Source organism: Brevundimonas sp. AC546 (assembly GCF_979258305.1).
Map to the genome: position 1 here is coordinate 1,151,082 of NZ_OZ409849.1, position 18,767 is coordinate 1,169,848.

Below are 18,767 nucleotides of genomic sequence, written 5' to 3' on the forward strand. Positions count from 1 at the left end.
TCGAACGTCAGTGATCGCTTTTCGGCGTCTCCATCAGTTCGATCAGCACCCCGCCCATATTGCGCGGATGCAGGAAGACGACCGGCGTCCCATGCGCCCCGATGCGCGGCTCGCCCGTGCCCAGGATCGTCACGTCTTTGGCCCGCATCTCTGCGATGGCGGCATGGATATCGCCGACCTCGAAACAAACGTGGTGCTGGCCGCCCTTCGGGTTCTTGGCCAGGAAGCCCATAATCGGGCTGGTGTCGTCGAAGGGTTCAATCAGTTCGATCTGGGCGTTGGGCAGATCGACGAAACAGACCTTCACACCCTGCGCAGGCAGGTCAAACGGTTCACCGATCTTCGTCGCCCCCAGGACGTCGCGATACAGTTTGATCGAGTCCGCGATGGACGGCGTGGCGACGCCGACGTGGTTCAGGGCGCCGATCATGGCTTGTCCTCACTCTTCGCCTTGGGGGGAGCAGGCTGGGCGTAACCCAGCCGCTGGTTCAGCTTCTCGATTAGATCGACCGCCGTGTCGGCGATGGCCGAACCAGGCGGATAGACGGCGGCGGCCCCCATATCGAGCAGAGGCTGCACGTCCGACGGCGGGATGACGCCCCCGACCACGATCATGATGTCGGGCCGACCCAGCTTCTCCAGCTCGGCCTTCAGTTCCGGTACCAGCGTCAGATGTCCGGCCGCCAGGGACGATGCGCCCACCGCATGGACGCCTTTCTCGACCGCTTCCTGCGCGGCCTCCGACGGGGTCTGAAACAGGCTGCCGGCCGTCACCTCGAAGCCCAGGTCGCCGTAGCCGGTGGCCACCACCTTCTGACCCCGGTCATGGCCGTCCTGGCCCAGTTTGGCGACCAGGATGCGCGGCGGGCCACCGTCGTTTTCGACGAAGGTCGCCACCATCTCGCGGGCGCGGGCGAAGCGCGGATCGCTCCCCGCCTCTTTCGCATAGACGCCTGACACGGTCTGGACCGTCGCCACGTGACGGCCGAATGCGGCCTCCAGCGCGTCGGAGATCTCGCCCACCGTGGCCTTGGCCCGCGCCGCCTGGACCGCCAACTCCAGCAGGTTGGCGTCACCACGCGCGCCATCGGTCAGCGCTTGAAGCGCTGCATCGGTCGCCGCCTGATCCCGCTCGGCCCGCAACCGTTTCAGCTTGTCGATCTGGGCGGCCAGCACCGCCGCATTGTCGACCTTCAGCATCGGAATATCGTCGACGACGGGGTTCAGATATTTGTTCACCCCGACCACAGTCTGCTGGCCGGTGTCGATCCGGGCCTGGGTCCTGGCGGCGGATTCCTCGATCCGCAGCTTGGGAATGCCGGCCTCGATAGCCTTGGCCATACCGCCCAAGGCCTCGACCTCGGCCATGTGGGCGCGGGCGCGTTCGGCCAGCTCGTGGGTCAGGCGCTCAACGTAGAAGCTGCCGCCCCAGGGGTCGATGACGCGGGTCAGGCCCGTCTCCTGCTGCAGCAGGATTTGCGTATTCCGTGCGATCCGGGCCGAGAAGTCGGTCGGAAGCGCAAGGGCCTCGTCCAGTGCGTTGGTGTGCAGGCTCTGCGTCTGGCCGCCCGCCGCCGCCATGGCCTCGACCATGGTGCGGGGGACGTTGTTGAAGACGTCCTGGGCCGCCAGGCTCCAGCCGGATGTCTGGCAGTGAGCGCGCAGGGACAGGGATTTGGGGTTCTCGCCGCCCTCTTTCCGCACCGCCTCGGCCCACAGCAGGCGGCCGGCCCGCATCTTGGCCACCTCCATGAAATAGTTCATGCCGATGGCCCAGAAGAAGCTCAGGCGCGGCGCGAACCGGTCGATGGGCATCCCGGCGGCCACGCCCGCGCGCAGATATTCGATCCCGTCCGCCAGGGTGTAGGCCAGTTCGATATCGGCGGAGGCCCCCGCCTCCTGCATGTGATAGCCGGAGATCGAAATGGAGTTGAACTTCGGCGTCTCCTGCGCCGTCCAGGCGAAGATGTCGGCGATGATCCGCATCGAGGGCTCGGGCGGATAGATGTAGGTGTTGCGGACCATGAACTCCTTCAGAATGTCGTTCTGAATGGTCCCGGTCAGGGCGGCGTGGGGCACGCCCTGCTCCTCGGCCGCGACGACATAGAGGGCCAGGATCGGCAAAACCGCGCCGTTCATCGTCATCGACACCGACATCTGGTCCAGCGGTATGCCGTCGAACAGGGTCCGCATGTCATAGATGCTGTCGATGGCCACGCCGGCCATGCCGACATCGCCCGTCACCCGCGGGTGATCGCTGTCATAGCCCCGGTGCGTCGCCAGATCGAAGGCGATGCTCAGCCCCTTCTGCCCCGCCGCCAGATTGCGACGATAGAAGGCGTTCGACTCCTCGGCGGTCGAAAAGCCGGCGTACTGGCGGATGGTCCAGGGATTGCCCGCATACATGGTCGGATATGGACCGCGCACGAAGGGCGCGAAGCCCGGCAGGCCGTGCTGGTGACCCAGTTCGTCCAGTCCCTCGGGTCCATAGGCGGTCTCGACCGTCAGTCCCTCGGGCGTGGCCCAGGCCTCGCGCGCCGGCCCCTGCCCGGTCGGGTCGAGGGTCAGGGCGATCTTGCTGAAGTCGGGGAAACTCCCAAAAGCGCTCATTGAGCCGCCTCCTCGAAGGCCGCCGCAAAGCGGATCGGGCTCAGAGGTTCGCACACCCGCTCGACCGGCGACGGCGCCGCGTCAGCCGCCTCGACGGTGGCTGAACGCACGTCCGCGTCCACATATTTCGTCACGCCGATGATCTGGGCCGCGCCGTTTTTCAGAGCCGCCTCGCGCAGGGCGCGGGCGCGGGCGATGCGGGGCTGGATCACCGAGCCCTTCAGCGCCTCGACCAGACCGCCCTCGGCCTCGATCATCTGGAACTCGGCCCAGCCGGCCTCGGCGAGGTCGCGGGTGCGGGCGTCGAGATACCAGCTTCCGGCGGCCGGATCGTCGACCCGGCCCAGGTTCGCCTCCTCCATCAGCACCAGCTGGGTGTTGCGCGCCTGGCGACGGGCGAAGGCATCGGACCGGCCCGAGGCGCGGGTGAAGCCGTCCAGCACCACCACGTCCGCGCCCCCCACGGCGCCCGCAAACCCCGCCGCCGTCAGCCGCAGCAGATTGGGCCAGGGATCGCGCGCCGACAGCATCCGCCGCGACGAGCGCGCCTCGATCACGGCCGGAGCCTGCACCCCGAACGCGTGGGTCAGGCTGGACCAGATCAGGCGCATGGCGCGGACCTTGGCCAGGCTGTCGAAATATTCCGCATCGACCGACAGACCGACGACCGTGCCGCGCAGGGCCGCCTCGACCGACATGCCTGCGTCCACGGCCGCCTTCACATGGGCCACGACGCTGGCGGCCGCAAAGGCCAGTTCTTGCGCCGCCGATCCGCCGGCCTCGTGCGCCACGCGCCCGCTGGCCATGAAGAAGGTCGCGTCGGGATAGGCGCCCGCATGGCGCGCCGCCGTATTGGCGGCCAGGCTCAGATGCTCTTCGACCGAACGCGGGGCCCCGCCCGCCTCGGCGAAGGCCGAAACCGGGTCCATATGGAAGCGCAGCTTGGCGCGCGGCGCGCCCTTGGCGACGACGGCCAGGGCGTTGGCCGCGTCCGGGCCGTCGATCCCCGCGTCCAGCGCGACCGGCGCCAGTTCCAGAGCCACGCCGTCCAGCGCCCGGCCCAGCGGCGCGGAGTCCGCCAGCACGCGGCCTTTGAGCACCACCGAGGCGGCGCCGTTCTCCAGATCGGTCAGGACGGCGGCGTTGACCGCCTCGGCGTCGTCGCCCTCGACCAGGGTGCGCAGGTCCCAGGCGCGGCCTTCGGAATCGGACGGACGCGGGGCGAAGATCGATTGGACGCCGGTGGCGCCGGCGTAGAGGGGGCGGGTGACCAACTGGTCGGCGTCGAGATGCATCAGCGACTCGAGGGGTCGATCCTTCAACGCCTTCTGGGCGGCCTCGCGCCATTCGAGGGGCGTGGGGGTGGGGAAGGTCACGCGCAGCCCTCCCCGCCCGCGCGGCGGTAAGAGCCCCTCCACCGCTTCGCGGTCCCCCTCCCCACTGCGTGGGGAGGAGACGGATCGACCGCCTGTCTCCTCCCCATGAAATGGGGAGGTGGATCGACGCAAAGCGGCGAGACGGAGGGGCTCTGCCGCATCACCCGAACTCCACCAGCACGTCGTCCGCCGCCACCGGATCGCCGTCCTTGGCGCCGACGGCCTTCACCACGCCGTCGCGTTCGGCCTTGAGGATGTTCTGCATCTTCATGGCCTCGATGATGGCGACGGTCTCGCCGGTCTTGACCTCCTGGCCGACCACGACGGGGATCGAGACCACCAGGCCCGGCATCGGCGACAGCACCATCTTGGAGGTGTCGGGCGCGACCTTTTCGGGCAGTCGGGCGTACAGTTCGGCGACGTGGGGGCGCAGGACGCGCACCCGGGCCCGCGCCGCGCGGTGGCGGATGTCGAAGCCGTCGGCGACGCGTTTCACCTCGGCGGTGAAGGGCTCGCCGTCCAGCTCGGCCTTGAACTGGGCCAGGCCGGGGCGCCAGTCGATGTCCGACAGGCGGATGTCGCCGCCGCCCGTCAGGGTCAGGATCATCTCCTCGTCCTCGTCATAGGACAGGCCGACGCCATGGGGCGTCTTGTCGATCATCACGATCCAGTCGGTGCGGTCCGACGGGTCGCCGTCCTGTTCGGCGATGACCTCGTGCATGGCCAGGGCTGAGGCGATCAGGATGCGCTCCTGCGCCTGCGTCGGGCGCAGGCCGTGGAAGCCGTCCGGGAACTCGTCCTTGATATAGCTGGTCGACAGTTCGCCCGACTTGAACCGGTCCTGATCCATCACCGCCGCCAGGAAGGGCACATTGTGGCCCAGGCCCGACAGGTGGGTGTCCTCCAGCGCCCGAGCCATGCCCGTCACCGCATCCTCGCGCGTCTCGCCCCAGGCGCACAGTTTGGCGATCATCGGGTCGTAGAACATGCTGATCTCGTCGCCCTCACGAACGCCGGAGTCGTTGCGAACGGTGTAGTCGCCCTGGTCGCCTTCTTCGGGCTGCTCATAACGCACCAGCCGCCCGATGGACGGTAGGAAGCCGCGATAGGGATCCTCGGCATAAATCCGGCTCTCGATGGCCCAGCCGTTGATCGACAGGTCCTTCTGCTCGAAGGCCAGAGCCTCGCCCCAGGCCGAACGGATCATCTGTTCGACCAGATCGACCCCGGTGATCAGCTCCGTCACCGGATGCTCGACCTGCAGCCGGGTGTTCATCTCCAGGAAGAAGAAGCTCTTGTCCTGACCGGCCACGAACTCGACCGTCCCTGCCGAGTCATAGTTCACGGCCTGCGCCAGGGCGACGGCCTGCGCGCCCATGGCGGCGCGGGTGGCCTCGTCCAGCAGGGGCGACGGCGCCTCCTCGATGACCTTCTGGTTGCGGCGCTGGATCGAACATTCGCGCTCGAACAGGTGGACCACATGGCCGTGCTTGTCGCCCAGCACCTGGATCTCGATATGGCGCGGGTCGATGATGAACTTCTCAAGAAAGACCCGGTCGTCGCCAAAGGCGTTCAGCGCCTCGGCCTTCACCGCCGCAAACCCCTCGGCCATGTCGGCGTCCGAATGGGCCACGCGGATCCCCTTGCCGCCGCCGCCGGCCGAGGCCTTGATCATGATCGGATAGCCGATCTGATTGGCGATCTTGACCGCCTCCTCCGGCGTCTCGATCAGCCCCATATGGCCCGGCACGGTCGAGACCCCCGCCTCGGCCGCCAGCTTCTTGGAGCTGATCTTGTCGCCCATGGCCTCGATGGCCTCGGGGTTCGGGCCGATAAAGGCGATCCCCTCGTCCCTCAGCCGCCGCGCGAACCCGGCGTTCTCGCTCAGGAACCCAAAGCCCGGATGCACGGCCTGCGCCCCCGTCTGGCGCACCGCCTCGACGATCTTGTCCGCCAGCAGATACGACTGCGCCGCCGGCGCCGGCCCGATCAGCACCGCCTCGTCGGCCATCTCGACCGCCAACGAGCCGGCGTCGGCCTCCGAATAGACCTGCACCGTCTTGATGCCCATGCGGCGGCAGGTCTTGATGATCCGAACCGCGATCTCGCCCCGGTTGGCGATGAGGATTTTGGAGAACATGGCTATATTTCCTCTGCCGTCATCCTAGGCCTTGTGCCTAGGATCCAGAGACTCCGTCGCGGCCGGTGGGCCACAGTCGATACCGGGAGTTCTGGATCCTCGGGACAAGCCCGAGGATGACGGGTGATGGGGGATGCGATGGTGACGGCGGACAGCCTGATCGGCTGCTACATGATGGCCAATCGGATGCACGGCGTCGTCTATGTCGGCGTCAGCAGCCAACTGGTGACGCGCGTAGGCCAGCACCGGGCAGGCGTCATCGACGGCTTCACCAAGCGATACGGCTTGAAGCGTCTTGTCTGGTACGAATTCCACGAGACCATCGTTGGTGCGATCCAGCGGGAGAAGTCGCTGAAACGCTGGCCGCGCGACTGGAAGTCCAATCTGATCGAACGGACGAATCCGCATTGGGATGATCTGTTCGCCGAACTGGTGCGGGCGTCGGGGGCGGAGCCCGACCCCGAAGCCTACCGAAACTGGACGCCGCCGGAGGAGTGAGGCCCCTCTCTCAAGACCGTCATCCTCGCCCTTGTGGCGAGGGTCCAGACTCCCGGTTTTCGACGGTGCGCCCCGGCCGGCGACGCGGAGCCCGTGAGACCGATGGTCCACACCCAATACCGGGAGTTTGGATCCTCGGGACAAGCCCGAGGATGACGAGCTCTGGGAAAGCATCAAAACCGACATCACAGCGGAATATTATCGTGCTTCTTCCAGGGGTTCTCCTGGACCTTGTTCTTCAACGTCCGCAGCGCCTTCACCAGCCGCCGCCGCGTCCCGTGCGGCATGATGACGTCGTCGATGTAGCCCAGCCCCGCTGCCACGAACGGATTGGCGAACCGGTCCTTGTACTCCGCCTCGCGCGCGGCCAGGGCCGCCGGGTCGCCGGCCTCCTTGCGGAAGATGATCTCGACCGCCCCCTTGGCGCCCATGACCGCGATCTCGGCGGTAGGCCAGGCGTAGTTGACGTCGCCGCGCAGGTGTTTCGAACTCATCACGTCATAGGCGCCGCCATAGGCCTTGCGCGTTATCAGGGTCAGTTTCGGCACCGTCGCCTCGGCGTATGCGAACAGCAGCTTGGCCCCGTGTTTGATCAGGGCGCCGTATTCCTGCTTGGTTCCCGGCATGAAGCCCGGCACGTCCACCAGGGTCACCAGCGCAATGTCGAAGGCGTCGCAGAAGCGCACGAACCGCGCGGCCTTACGGCTTGAATCGATGTCCAGCACGCCCGCCAGCACCTGGGGCTGGTTGGCGACGATGCCGACCGTCTGGCCGTCCAGCCGACCGAAACCGCAGATGATGTTCCTGGCGAAGTCGGCTCCGATCTCGAAGAAGTCGGCCTCGTCGACCACCTTCAGGATCAGCTCCTTCATATCATAGGGCTGGTTGGGATTGGCCGGGATCAGAGTGTCCAGCGACGGTTCGTCCCGTTCCGGCTCGTCGTAGCTTTCGCGCACCGGCGGTTTTTCGCGGTTCGACAGGGGCAGGAAACCGATCAGGCGGCGCACCTCCGACAGGGCCTCCAGATCGTTCTCGAACGCCCCGTCCGCCACGCCCGACTTGCCGGCGTGAACGCGGGCGCCGCCCAGGTCCTCATGGCTGACGACCTCGTTGGTGACGGTCTTCACCACGTCGGGGCCGGTCACGTACATGTAGGACGTGTCCTTCACCATGAAGATGAAGTCGGTGATGGCCGGCGAATAGACGTCGCCCCCCGCGCACGGCCCCATGATCACGCTGATCTGGGGAATGACGCCGCTGGCCAGGGTGTTCTGCAGGAAGATGTCGGCGTATCCGGCCAGGCTTTCGACCCCCTCCTGGATCCGCGCGCCGCCGGCGTCGAACAGGCCGATGATCGGCGCGCCGGTGGTCAGGGCCATCTTCTGCAACTTGACGATCTTGGCCGCATGGGCGCCCGACAGGCTCCCGCCGAAGACGGTGAAGTCCTTGGAGAAGACATAGACCAGCCGCCCGCCGATGGTCCCGCGCCCCGTCACCACGCCGTCGCCGGGAATGCGCTGGTCCTGCATGCCGAAGTCGTGGCTGCGGTGCTCGACGAACATGTCGGTCTCCTCGAAGGAGCCCTCGTCCAGCAGCACGTCGATGCGTTCGCGCGCCGTCAGCTTGCCCTTGGCGTGCTGGGCGGCGATACGCTTTTCCCCACCGCCCAGTTTGGCGGCGGCGCGACGGCGCTCCAGTTCTTCAAGGATGGCTTGAGTCATGATGGATCTTCGCCTCTCGTTCGCGCAAGGCGTGGCGCCTTCATCGCAAATAGGCAAACGCAACTTTGCAAAAAGTGTGGAACTGCGCGGGCTTGCAAAAGATGGCGATATGATCTGCAAAGTTGCGAATGGCTGAGAAGCTTTTCCTGGGCGCCAAACTGCGCAAGCTGCGCGAGGCGCGTGGCTGGACGCTGGAGGCCTGCGCCGAGCGGCTGGGCCTGTCGCCGTCCTATCTGTCGCAGATCGAGACCAATCAGCGCCCGGCCACCGCCCGCGTCCTGATCGCCCTGACCCGCGCCTTTCACGTGGACGCCAGTTTGTTCGACCTGGAGGGGGACGCCCGCCTGATCGCCGACCTTCGCGAGGCCACCACCGACATCGCGGGTCCAGTCAGCGGGGGGCGGAACCCCCGACCGCCGCCGAACTGAAACAGGCCGTCGCCAACACCCCGCGGCTCGCGCGTCAGTTTCTTGCCCTGCACCAGACCTTCCGTCGTCTGGACGAGCGGATCAAGGCGCTGGACGATACCCTGGGGCGCGACGAGCGGGGCGCCAGCGTCGCCCTGCTGCCCTATGAAGAAGTGCGCGACTTCTTCCATTACCGCGACAACTATATCGACACGCTGGACACGGCGGCGGAGGCGCTCGCGGCGACCCTGCCGCGCGAGTCCGGGCAGGTCGAGCGCACGCTGGAGCGCGCCCTGTCCGACCTCCACGGCGTGCGGGCCGTCGATGTGCCGGGTCTGGAGGCGTTGCGCCGCTACGACCCCGCCAGCCGCATCCTGAGCTTGGACGCCTGGCAACCCGGCGCAACGCGCTCGTTCCAGCTGGCGCACCAGTTGGCCCTGCTGTCGTTCCGCGACCTTATCGAGGCGGAACTGGACCAGGCCGCCTTCCGCACCCAGGCGGCGCGTGACGTGGCCCGTGTCGGTCTGGCCAACTACGCCGCCGGCGCGCTTCTGCTGCCCTACCGCGCGTTCCTGGAGGCGGCGCGGGAGGAGAAGCACGACATCGACCGGCTTCGCACCCGCTTCCAGGTCAGTTTCGAGCAGGTCTGCCACCGGCTCTCGACCCTGCAACGGCCCGGCTGGCGCGGCGTGCCCTTCTATTTCGCCCGCGTCGACATGGCCGGCAACATCACCAAGCGGCACAGCGCCACCCGTTTCCAGTTCGCCCGCTTCGGCGGCGCCTGCCCTCTATGGAATGTTCACGAAGCCTTCGCCGCGCCCGACCGGATCGGGGTGCAGTTGGCCGAGATGCCGGACGGATCGCGCTACATCTCCATCGCCCGCAGCGTGTCCAAGCCCAGCGGTTCGTATCTGGCGAACGACCGTCGCTATGCCCTGTCGCTGGGGTGCGAGGTCGAGCATGCGGGTGCCCTGGTCTATGCCGCCGGCCTCGATCTGAACGGCCCGGCTACCCGGATCGGCGTCAGTTGCCGCATCTGCGAGCGCACCGACTGCACCCAACGCGCCTTCCCGCCGCTGGACCGGCCTCTGCGCGTGCCGGAAAACGAGCGCGGCGTGGTGCCCTATGTGCTGGATGGCCCGCGCCCGGATCGCTATTGATCGGGCCATGACCTCAAACGATCCCATCGGCGTCGCCGTCGTCGGCTATGGCCTGGCGGGCCAGACCTTCCACGCGCCCCTCATCGCCGCAACGCCCAGCCTGACCCTGACCGCCGTCGTCTCGTCGCGGCCCGAGGCGGTGCATGCCGACCTGCCCGACGTGGAAATCCTGCCCGATCTGGACGCGGCGTTGGCGCGGGAAGACATCCAACTGATCGTCGTCGCCACGCCCGACGCCCTGCACGCCGAACAGTCGATCGCCGCGCTGAAGGCCGGCAAGTCGGTGGTGGTGGACAAGCCGTTCGCCGGGACCCTGGCCGACGCTGAAGCCGTCGCCGCTGTCGCGGCCCAGGCGCCCGGCGTGTTCAGCGTCTTCCAGAATCGCCGTTGGGACGCCGACTTCCTGACCCTGCGCCACCTGATCGCCGAGGGTGAACTGGGCGAGATCGCCGTGTTCGAGAGCCATTACGACCGCTTTCGCCCGGCCGTCACCGACCGCTGGAAGGACAAGCGCGACGGCGGCGTCTGGGCCGACCTGGGGCCGCACCTGATCGACCAAGCGGTGCAGTTGTTCGGTCCTCCCTTGGGCATCTATGCCGACCTACAGGCCCAGCGTCACGGGGCGACGGCCATCGACTACGCCCACGTCCTGCTGCGCTACGACCGGCTGCGGGTGATCCTCAACATGAGCCACCTCGCCGCCGACTCCAGCCTGCGCTACGTCGTCCACGGCACGGGCGGCAGTTTCGTAAAGCACGGCCTGGACGCCCAAGAGGGGCAGTCCAAGGCGGGCCTGCGTCCCGGCGACGCCGACTGGGGTCTCGATCGCTCGCCCGGCGTCCTGACCCGACAGATCGATGATGAAACGATCCGCACCACGCCCACGTCCGAACGCGGCGACTATCCCGCCTTTTACGCCGCCATGCGCGACGCGATCCTGGGCAAGGGGCCGCCGCCCGTCACCGCAGATCAGGCCCTGACGGTCATGCACATCCTCGACGCCGGCCGGCGCAGCGCGGCCGAGCGTCGCGAGATCGTCCTCTAGCTCTTCTTGCGGCCCTTTGCCGCCGTCGCAGGCGCATGGGCCAGTCGCAGCAGATTGGCCGCGCCGGGCGCCCCGAACGGCGTGCCCGCCAGGATCAGGATACGCTGTCCCGGCTCGGCCAGGCCATATTTGACCGCACTGTTCACGGCGTCGTCGGTGACGGCCTCCAGCGAGTCCGGCTGTTCGCCCAGACGCGGCTCCAATCCCCAGACCAGAGACAGGCGACGCGCGGTGTTGGGGTTCGGCGTCAACGCCAGGATCGGCTTCAGCGGCCGCTCGCGCGCCATCCGTCGCGCCGTCCCGCCCAAGGTCGTGAACACCACCATGCATCCGGTCGAGGGTGCGTTCGCCGCCATGGCCGCCGCGCCGACCAGGGCGTCCACGTCATGTTCGTCCATGCCGGCATGTTCGGCCCGCATCAGGCTTGGCCACATCGGATCGCGTTCGACCCGCTCGATGATCCGGCTCATGATGCCGACGGATTCCAGCGGATAGTCGCCCGAAGCCGTCTCGGCCGACAGCATCAGGGCGTCCGCGCCTTCATAGACCGCGTTGGCCACGTCGGTCGCCTCGGCGCGCGTCGGGGCCGGCGCGCTGGTCATGGATTCCAGCATCTGGGTCGCCACGATCACCGGCACGCCGCGATTACGCGCCGCGCGAACGATCTGTTTTTGCGCCACGGGCACGTCCTCGGGGTCCAGTTCGACGCCCAGGTCGCCACGCGCCACCATGACCCCGTCGCAATAGTCGAGGATGGCTTCCAGATCGGCCAGGGCCGCCGGCTTCTCGATCTTGGCCAAACAGGCGGCTTGGCCGTTCACGATCCGCTTCAGCTCGGCCATGTCCTCGGGCTTCTGCACGAAGCTGAGCGCCACCCAATCCACCCCCATCCGCAGGGCGAAGGCCAGGTCCTCGCGGTCCTTGGGCGTCAGGGCCGAGACCGGGATCACGGCCTCAGGCACGGCCACGCCCTTGCGGTCCGAAAGCTTCGAGCCGCTCTCCACTGTCACATCCGCCCAGTCGTCGGCGCGCTCGCCGACGCGCAACCGCACCCGGCCGTCATCCAGCAGCAGCAGCATGCCGGTACGCAGGGCCTTGAAAATTTCGGGATGCGGCATCTGCACCCGGGTCTCGTCGCCCGGCGCGGGGTCCAGATCGAAACGCATGGTGTGGCCCGGCTTGACCGCGATCTCGACGTCCTTGAACCGGCCCAGCCGCAGCTTGGGTCCCTGCAAGTCCGCCAGCACACCCAGCGGGCGCTGCAAGGCCGCCTCGGCGCCGCGCACGGCCTTCAGTGCGGCGGCGTGATCCTCATGCGAACCGTGGCTGAAGTTCAGACGGAACACGTCCACCCCGGCCTGGGCCAGGGCCTTGACTGTGCCGGGCGCACGGCTTGCGGGCCCAAGGGTCGCGACGATGCGGGCGCGGCGGGCTCTGTTCATGAACGTTTCCTGTGGCTCTGACGCCATCCGTAGGGGACGGCTTGGGCGCTTTGCACCCTTGTGCCAACGAAACCTTTTCCAGGTAAGACCGCAGCCCCTCCGGGAAACACGAGTTTACGACCCCGAAACAGGAGTTTATCGCGCCGCGGCCTCGACCGTCGGCGCACAGGCAGTCACAGAAAACCCGTTGAGGTCCATGCAACGTCCTTCGACTTGGGGGGCCGGTACGCCGATGATGTGGGCCAGGGTCGGGGCGATATCGACCGTGCGGATGGGCAGGAACCGCTCTTCGCCATAGGCGCCCGGCCACCAGAAGATGATCGGCACGCGACGGTCGTATTCCCACGGCGTGCCGTGGCCGGCCAAGGTCGAGCCGACGCGACCGCCGGCCGTGGTGTTCTGGGCCCAGGCGAACTGGATGTCGGGCGATCGTTCGGCCACGGTCGACAGGCGCATGCGTTCGCGCACCGTCATCATCTCCGGCTGGCGGCTGTCGGGCAGAGGCTCGGTCAGCAGCCGGTCGCGCGTCTCGGCGAAGGCGACATCCGGCAGGGCGCGCAGCATCTCGACGGCCGCCTCGGCCACCTGTGTCCTCAGCGGATCGGGCAGCGACCTGTGCTCGGCGTCGGCGACCATCAGGCCGCTGCCGCCGGATTGCAGCGGATCGGCGTCCAGATTGAAGCGCGTCTTCAGCGCGGCGTTGACGCCCTTGATCGCATCCATGTCGGCACGGTGCGCCTGGGGATAGCCGTGCTCATGCAGCCGCTCGACGAAGTCCGACCCGCCGTGATCGGCTGTCAGCACCACCAGCGCCCCGCCCGGAACTTGGGTCAGCTTGTCCAGGAAGGCGCCCAGCGCCGTGTCCAGCCGGTGCATCTGCTCGCACATCTCCGGGCCCTGAGTACCGTACATGTGGCCGATCCGGTCCGTCGCCGACAGGCTGACGCCCAGCATGTCGGTCGTCGCGCCCTGCCCCAGCTTCTGGCTGTCCAGCAGATATTCCGCCGCCTTCAGCGTCTGTTCGTCCAGCAGCGGCGAGGTGTCGAACTTCAGCCCCGCCGGCGGCAGCATTGAATGGAAGGTCTGGCCGCGAATGGTCCAGTCGCCGGCCAGCGCGCGGCAATCTTCGCTCTGATAGTCCCAGGCCACCGGCGTCGCCGCCATCCAGGCGTTGAAATCGGCGTTGAAAGCCGCGACGGGCGCCAGCCTGTGTTGCGCCGTCTGCCCCGGCTCGACATAGGTCGTCAGGCCGAACCCTTCGGTGAACCAGAAGGCCTGGCCCTGATGGCCGGCTAAGTTGATCGCGCCACGATCCTTGCCAGAGACAGCCATGACCTTGCTGTCGGGGCTTTGCGCCTTCAGCCAATCGCCCAGCGTCGTGACGCGCAGTTGGTCCGGCCCCACCGGCCCGTTGTCGGTGTCGTCGCGCCCGTGCGCCAGATGGTTTTGCGGCGCGGCCAGGCAATAGACTTCCTTGCCGGTCTTGGGGTCGATCCAATCGTTGGCGGGAATGCCCGTCTCGACCGGGTGCATCCCCGTCAGCACGGTCGAGTGACCGGGACAGGTCTCGGTCAGGCCGTGGGTCTGATAGCCGTTGATCGACACCAGCCCCTGGTCCGCCAGGCGGCGCAGGCCGCCGGTGTAACGGCTGCGATACTGGTTGAAGAGGTTGGCGCTGAACTGATCCACCACGATGGTCACGATCAGTTTCGGCGGCGTCAGGGCGGCGACAGAAGCCTGGGGGGCGACCTGCTGAACCGGGGCCTCGGCGACGGAGGCGCAGGCGGCGCCCGCCATCGACAGGGCGGCCAGGAACGCAGCGGCGGCGTGACGGGACAGGGACATGCGAAGAACTCCAACAACAGGCGACCGGCCTCTAGCCGCCGCGGATTGCATCCGCGTGACAGCGCGCCGTCGCTCCTAGTGTGATTCCTTGGCCCGCAGCTTCCCGACCTGATGTACGACCAGAACGACCAGCCCGCCGACGATCAAGCCGATCACGGCCGAGGCCACGGCCGTCGTCAGCCAGCTCATCACCCCCGCCAGCGGCCCGAACACCTGTCCGACCGCGTGGGCCAGATGCTCCAGCGGCACGGCCGGCCAGTGCAGACCCAGCGTATGGGAACCGTGCAGCAGAATGCCGCCGCCGACCCACAGCATGGCGGCCGTGCCGATGACCGACAGGGCGCTCATCACCACGGGCATGCCCTTGACCAGACCTCGCCCCAGGGCGCGCACGCCGCCGTTCGGGCGTTTGGCCAGGACCAGGCCGATATCGTCCATCTTCACGATCAGACCGACCGCGCCATAGACGACCACGGTCATGGCGATGCCGACCACCGCCAGCACCGCCGCCTGGGTCAGGATGGGTTGGGCCGCCACATCGGCCAGGGCGATGGCCATGATCTCGCCCGACAGGATCAGGTCGGTCCGCACCGCTCCTGACACGGTCGTCTTCTCCAGCGCGGCCGGATCGCCCGTGACCGGCGCGGCGTCCTCGTGCCCGCCATGCCCGAACGCCTCCAGCAGCTTCTCCGCCCCCTCGAAACACAGATAGGTCCCGCCGCACATCAGGATCGGCGTGATGGCCCAGGGCGCGAATGCGCTCAGCAACAGCGCCGCCGGCAGGATGAAGATCAGCTTGTTGCGGAACGACCCCAGAGCGATCTTGCCGATGATCGGCAGTTCGCGGCTGGGCGACAGACCCATGACATAGCGCGGCGTCACCGCCGCATCGTCCACCACGACCCCGGCCGCCTTGGTCGAAGCCTTGCCCGCCGCCGCGCCTACGTCATCCAGCGAGGCGGCGGCCAGCTTTGCGATGCCCGCGACATCGTCGAGCAGCGCGATTAGTCCGGATGGCATGCTCAGTCTTCCCGGCTGGGCGGCACGTTCACGCCCTGCGATTTCAGATAGGATTTGATGTTGCGGGCGGCCTGGCGGATGCGCTGCTCGTTCTCGACCAGGGCGATGCGGACGAAGCCCTCGCCGTTCTCGCCATAACCGACGCCCGCCGCGACCGCGACCTTGGCGTGGGTCAGCAGTTGCTTGGAGAACTCAAGACTGCCCATGTGCGCCAAGGACGGCGGCAACGGCGCCCAGGCGAACATGGAGGCGGCGGGTTTGGGAATGTCCCAGCCCGCGCGACCGAAGCTCTCGACCAACACGTCGCGGCGGCGGTGATAGAGTTTGCGGTTCTGCTCGACGATGTCCTGCGGCCCGTTCAGCGCCGCACAAGCCGCCGCCTGGATGGGCGTGAAGGCGCCGTAGTCTAGATAGGACTTCACCCGAGTCATGGCCGCGATCAGCTTTTTGTTGCCGACCGCGAACCCCATCCGCCAGCCGGCCATGCTGTAGGTCTTGGACAGCGAGGTGAACTCGATGGCCACGTCCTTGGCCCCCGGCACCTGCAGGATCGAGACCGTCGGCTTGCCGTCGTAATACAGCTCCGAATAGGCCAGGTCGCTGATGATCCACAGGTCGTTGGCCTTGGCGAAATCCACGACGCGTTCGTAGAAGGCCAGATCCACCGTCTCCGCTGTCGGGTTCGACGGATAGTTCATCACCAGTATCTTGGGCCGGGGCACGGTGAAGGCCATGGCCCGCTCCAACGCCTCGAAATACTTCTCGTCCGGCGTGGTCGGCACGCTGCGGATCGCGGCGCCGGCGATGATGAAGCCGAAGGTGTGGATCGGATAGGACGGATTGGGCGCCAGGATCACGTCGCCCGGCTCGGTGATGGCGGTGGCCAGGCTGGCCAACCCCTCCTTGGAGCCCATGGTGACGATCACCTCGGTCTCGGGATCCAGATCGACGCCGAAGCGACGGCCGTAATAGTTGGCCTGGGCGCGGCGCAGCCCGGGAATGCCTCGCGACGCCGAATAGCCGTGGGCGTCAGGCTTGCGCGCCACCTCGATCAGCTTGTCGATCACATGCTGGGGCGGCGGCAGGTCGGGGTTGCCCATCCCCAGGTCGATCACGTCCTCGCCCGCCGCACGGGCCGCCGCACGCATCGCATTGGTCTCGGCGATGACATAAGGCGGCAACCGCTTCATGCGGTAGAATTCTTCGGACATGACAGGCTCGTCGTTCGGGGTCTTGGGCCGGGGGTCGGCCGTGTCTAGCGATTAGCGCGCCTTTGGTCCCACGCAACAGCGTTGAAGGTGATTTTCACCCGCTGGACGGACGAAATCTGTGCGTCGCGCAACAACGCAGCCGAAAATGACGCTTCCACCGCGATCAATAGCTGAGACGGAAGCCTGCGCTGACAGTGCGCGGCGGGCCGTATCCGGCAACGCCCGTTCCTGTCTCCGACACCTCGACATCCTTATCGAACAGATTGTCCGCAGCCACCCACAGCGTCGTACTCGGGTTCAGCGTCCACTCACCCCGCGCATCCAGCGTCACGGCGGCGTCCAGCACGCGGCTGTTCAGGTCGTCGTCGAACCGGCTGGATTCGTAACGCGCCGCCAGCGCCAAAGTCAGACGATCCGTCGCGCGCCAGTCCAGCCCGGCGGTCGCGCTCCATTCCGGCGCCTGAGCGGGACGCAGGCCCGTCAGTTGCGCTGCGGCGGATCCGCCGTCGATCTCGGCGTCCGTCCAGGAGGCGGCGGCGTTCAGCGACAGGACGGATGACAGGTCCACGGCGCCGTTCAGCTCCACACCCCACGCGTCGATGGTCCCGGCGTTCTGGCGCTGGCGCAGCACACCACCGGCCGGCACGAACCCGGCGCGCGGGAAGGTCGCGGGGCCTGCGCCGATCGTCACATTGACGATGGCGTCCTCGATCTGGCTCCAGAACACCGTGGCGCCCCAGTGCACCCCGTCGCGGTCGAATGCCAGCCCGGTCTCGATCCCCTTCAGCGTCTCGGGGCTCAGGGCGGCGTTGGCCTCGGTGATGTCGTTGCCGACGCGGAACGGACGGTGCAGTTCATTCAAGGTCGCCGGCCGGAAACCGGAATAGGCCGCCGCCCGCGCCGCATAGCCGCCGCCTAAATCGCGCCGCACCGCCAGCCGCGCGCTGACCACCTCGCCCGACCGATCCGGGTCGTTCTCTGCCAGCAACACCGCGCCGGTCGCCAACGTATTCTCGTTGCGGAACCCGCCCTTGTTCTCCCAGCGGTCCACACGCAGACCGCCGGCCACCAGCCATTCGGCCGCCGTCCACGATGCATCGACATAGGCCCCGGCCACCGCCGTCTCCCCACCCGCACGGCGGATGCGAGTAAAGCCCGCGCCGGTCGGATTGCTGAAAAGCTCATTGGTTTCGCCGTCGTTGAAGCGGGCGTCCGCCCCGACCTCCCACTCCAGCCGCCCGCCCACGAAGTCCGACACACGGCGACGCAGGGCGGCGTTCAGCCCCCATCCGGTCGCGGGGGTCTTGAACTGGTCGTTGGCGGGTGTGGTGGTCGCCCGGTCGGCCGACACAGCGGCCGAACTGTTGGCCAGGTTGCTGTCGATCCGCCACGCCTGCAGCCGCCATCCATAGCCGTTCGCCGTCGGCGCCTGAGCGGCTGTGGCGCTGAGGCTGTGACCGCTGGCGTTGGCGCGGGTTCCGGCCAGGCCCGATCCGCGATCCTCTTCCCAGGTCGCCGCCCGCACCGACAGATTGGCCTGTCCTAAGGCCGTATCAACTCGCAAGGCCGCGCTGCGACTGTCGAGATCCAAAGGCGTGTCCGCCGCCCCCGCAGCCGATCCTCGCACGGGCACATAGCCATCGCTGACCTCGCGCAGTCCACTCAGCGTCACCGCCACCGGCCCCAGGCGCGTGGAGGCCGACCCCGCCGCGCGCAGGCCGCCGCGTTCGGCCGCCGAGACATCCAGCACGCCGCCCTCACCCCGCTCTCGCAGCGTGATCGTTCCGGTCAGTGCGCCAGCCCCGTACGGTCCCGAACCCGAACCCCGGATCACGTCCAGGCTCTCCAGCGATTCCGGCGTGGCCTGGGACCAGATGACCCACCCCCCGAACGGGTCGTTCAGCGGCACCCCGTCCAGCAGCACCAGCGTTCGCCCCGCCCCCGACGGCGCGATGGCTCTCAGCGATATGCCCTGGGTCGTCGGATTGGCCGCCGCGCTGGTCGTGCGTCGAAACAGCGACACCGCCGGCACGGACCGCAGCGCCTCGTCCAGGCGCATGGATCGGGACAACACCGACTGATCGATCCTCACGACCGAAAACGCGGCGTCGGCCGCCGCCGGCGGCAGGCGGGCGGCGGTGACGACGATCTCGGGCAGAGCGGTAGGTGCGACGGCGGAGGGAGGAACGTCTTGGATCATGCCCCTGCCTAAGCGTTCGGCGCGCGTCGTCAAAGCGTTACCGGCCCGAAAGCGTCAAGAGGCGTGAAGCCAAAGCGCAGCCGCGCGCTGGC

The 18,767-nt window shown here is 67.8% G+C and carries 15 protein-coding genes; 5 read left to right on the top strand and 10 right to left on the bottom strand.

Annotation, left to right across the window (positions count from 1 at the left end; genetic code table 11):
* Nucleotides 1–7 precede the first annotated feature (7 nt).
* The 4 genes from mce to ACZZZD_RS05830 all read right to left on the bottom strand — a co-directional run bounded on the left by mce (nucleotide 8) and on the right by ACZZZD_RS05830 (nucleotide 6,126).
* Nucleotides 8–430: a methylmalonyl-CoA epimerase gene (gene mce, locus ACZZZD_RS05815; protein WP_463433470.1), complete on the bottom strand. Its 423-nt coding sequence runs from the start codon at nucleotides 428–430 to the stop codon at nucleotides 8–10.
* Nucleotides 427–2,610, bottom strand: a complete 2,184-nt coding sequence (gene scpA / locus ACZZZD_RS05820) for a methylmalonyl-CoA mutase (RefSeq protein WP_463433472.1) — start codon at nucleotides 2,608–2,610, stop codon at nucleotides 427–429. Before scpA ends, mce begins: the two co-directional genes overlap by 4 nt.
* Nucleotides 2,607–3,986, bottom strand: coding sequence for a methylmalonyl-CoA mutase family protein (locus ACZZZD_RS05825; RefSeq protein ID WP_463433474.1), 1,380 nt, complete (start codon nucleotides 3,984–3,986; stop codon nucleotides 2,607–2,609). Before ACZZZD_RS05825 ends, scpA begins: the two co-directional genes overlap by 4 nt.
* Before the next feature lie 160 nt (nucleotides 3,987–4,146).
* The gene (locus tag ACZZZD_RS05830) at nucleotides 4,147–6,126 is read right to left on the bottom strand and encodes an acetyl-CoA carboxylase biotin carboxylase subunit (RefSeq protein WP_463433476.1); all 1,980 of its coding nucleotides are present in this window, start codon (nucleotides 6,124–6,126) and stop codon (nucleotides 4,147–4,149) included.
* A 126-nt stretch (nucleotides 6,127–6,252) separates the two neighbouring features.
* Between ACZZZD_RS05830 and ACZZZD_RS05835 the strand changes: the two genes are divergently transcribed.
* Nucleotides 6,253–6,624, top strand: coding sequence for a GIY-YIG nuclease family protein (locus ACZZZD_RS05835; protein ID WP_463433478.1), 372 nt, complete (start codon nucleotides 6,253–6,255; stop codon nucleotides 6,622–6,624).
* 185 nt (nucleotides 6,625–6,809) lie between these two features.
* Here the strand turns inward: ACZZZD_RS05835 and ACZZZD_RS05840 are convergent, their stop codons facing one another.
* On the bottom strand, nucleotides 6,810–8,345 hold the full coding sequence (locus tag ACZZZD_RS05840; RefSeq protein WP_463433480.1) for an acyl-CoA carboxylase subunit beta: 1,536 nt from the start codon (nucleotides 8,343–8,345) through the stop codon (nucleotides 6,810–6,812).
* Between ACZZZD_RS05840 and ACZZZD_RS05845 the strand changes: the two genes are divergently transcribed.
* From ACZZZD_RS05845 to ACZZZD_RS05860, 4 genes are all read left to right on the top strand, one after another.
* Nucleotides 8,344–8,481: a hypothetical protein gene (locus ACZZZD_RS05845; protein WP_159850192.1), complete on the top strand. Its 138-nt coding sequence runs from the start codon at nucleotides 8,344–8,346 to the stop codon at nucleotides 8,479–8,481. The two genes, ACZZZD_RS05840 and ACZZZD_RS05845, sit on opposite strands and share 2 nt — an antisense overlap.
* On the top strand, nucleotides 8,474–8,773 hold the full coding sequence (locus ACZZZD_RS05850; protein ID WP_463433483.1) for a helix-turn-helix domain-containing protein: 300 nt from the start codon (nucleotides 8,474–8,476) through the stop codon (nucleotides 8,771–8,773). Before ACZZZD_RS05845 ends, ACZZZD_RS05850 begins: the two co-directional genes overlap by 8 nt.
* Nucleotides 8,774–8,925: 152 nt before the next feature.
* The gene (locus tag ACZZZD_RS05855) at nucleotides 8,926–9,912 is read left to right on the top strand and encodes a helix-turn-helix domain-containing protein (protein ID WP_463433485.1); all 987 of its coding nucleotides are present in this window, start codon (nucleotides 8,926–8,928) and stop codon (nucleotides 9,910–9,912) included.
* Nucleotides 9,913–9,919: 7 nt separating this feature from the next.
* Nucleotides 9,920–10,957, top strand: a complete 1,038-nt coding sequence (locus ACZZZD_RS05860) for an oxidoreductase (protein WP_463433487.1) — start codon at nucleotides 9,920–9,922, stop codon at nucleotides 10,955–10,957.
* On the opposite strand, the gene pyk is transcribed toward ACZZZD_RS05860, so the two are convergent.
* The 5 genes from pyk to ACZZZD_RS05885 all read right to left on the bottom strand — a co-directional run bounded on the left by pyk (nucleotide 10,954) and on the right by ACZZZD_RS05885 (nucleotide 18,675).
* Nucleotides 10,954–12,399, bottom strand: a complete 1,446-nt coding sequence (gene pyk, locus ACZZZD_RS05865; protein ID WP_463433489.1) for a pyruvate kinase — start codon at nucleotides 12,397–12,399, stop codon at nucleotides 10,954–10,956. The genes ACZZZD_RS05860 and pyk overlap by 4 nt on opposite strands.
* Nucleotides 12,400–12,534: 135 nt before the next feature.
* Nucleotides 12,535–14,244, bottom strand: coding sequence for an alkaline phosphatase family protein (locus ACZZZD_RS05870; RefSeq protein ID WP_463433491.1), 1,710 nt, complete (start codon nucleotides 14,242–14,244; stop codon nucleotides 12,535–12,537).
* 75 nt (nucleotides 14,245–14,319) lie between these two features.
* Entirely contained in the window at nucleotides 14,320–15,264 is a 945-nt protein-coding gene (locus ACZZZD_RS05875) for a DUF808 domain-containing protein (RefSeq protein WP_463433493.1), read from the bottom strand.
* 2 nt (nucleotides 15,265–15,266) lie between these two features.
* Complete coding sequence (locus ACZZZD_RS05880) at nucleotides 15,267–16,475, bottom strand: LL-diaminopimelate aminotransferase (RefSeq protein ID WP_463433495.1); 1,209 nt, start codon at nucleotides 16,473–16,475, stop codon at nucleotides 15,267–15,269.
* Between the two features lie 163 nt (nucleotides 16,476–16,638).
* Entirely contained in the window at nucleotides 16,639–18,675 is a 2,037-nt protein-coding gene (locus tag ACZZZD_RS05885; RefSeq protein WP_463433496.1) for a TonB-dependent receptor, read from the bottom strand.
* Between the last annotated feature and the right edge of the window lie 92 nt (nucleotides 18,676–18,767).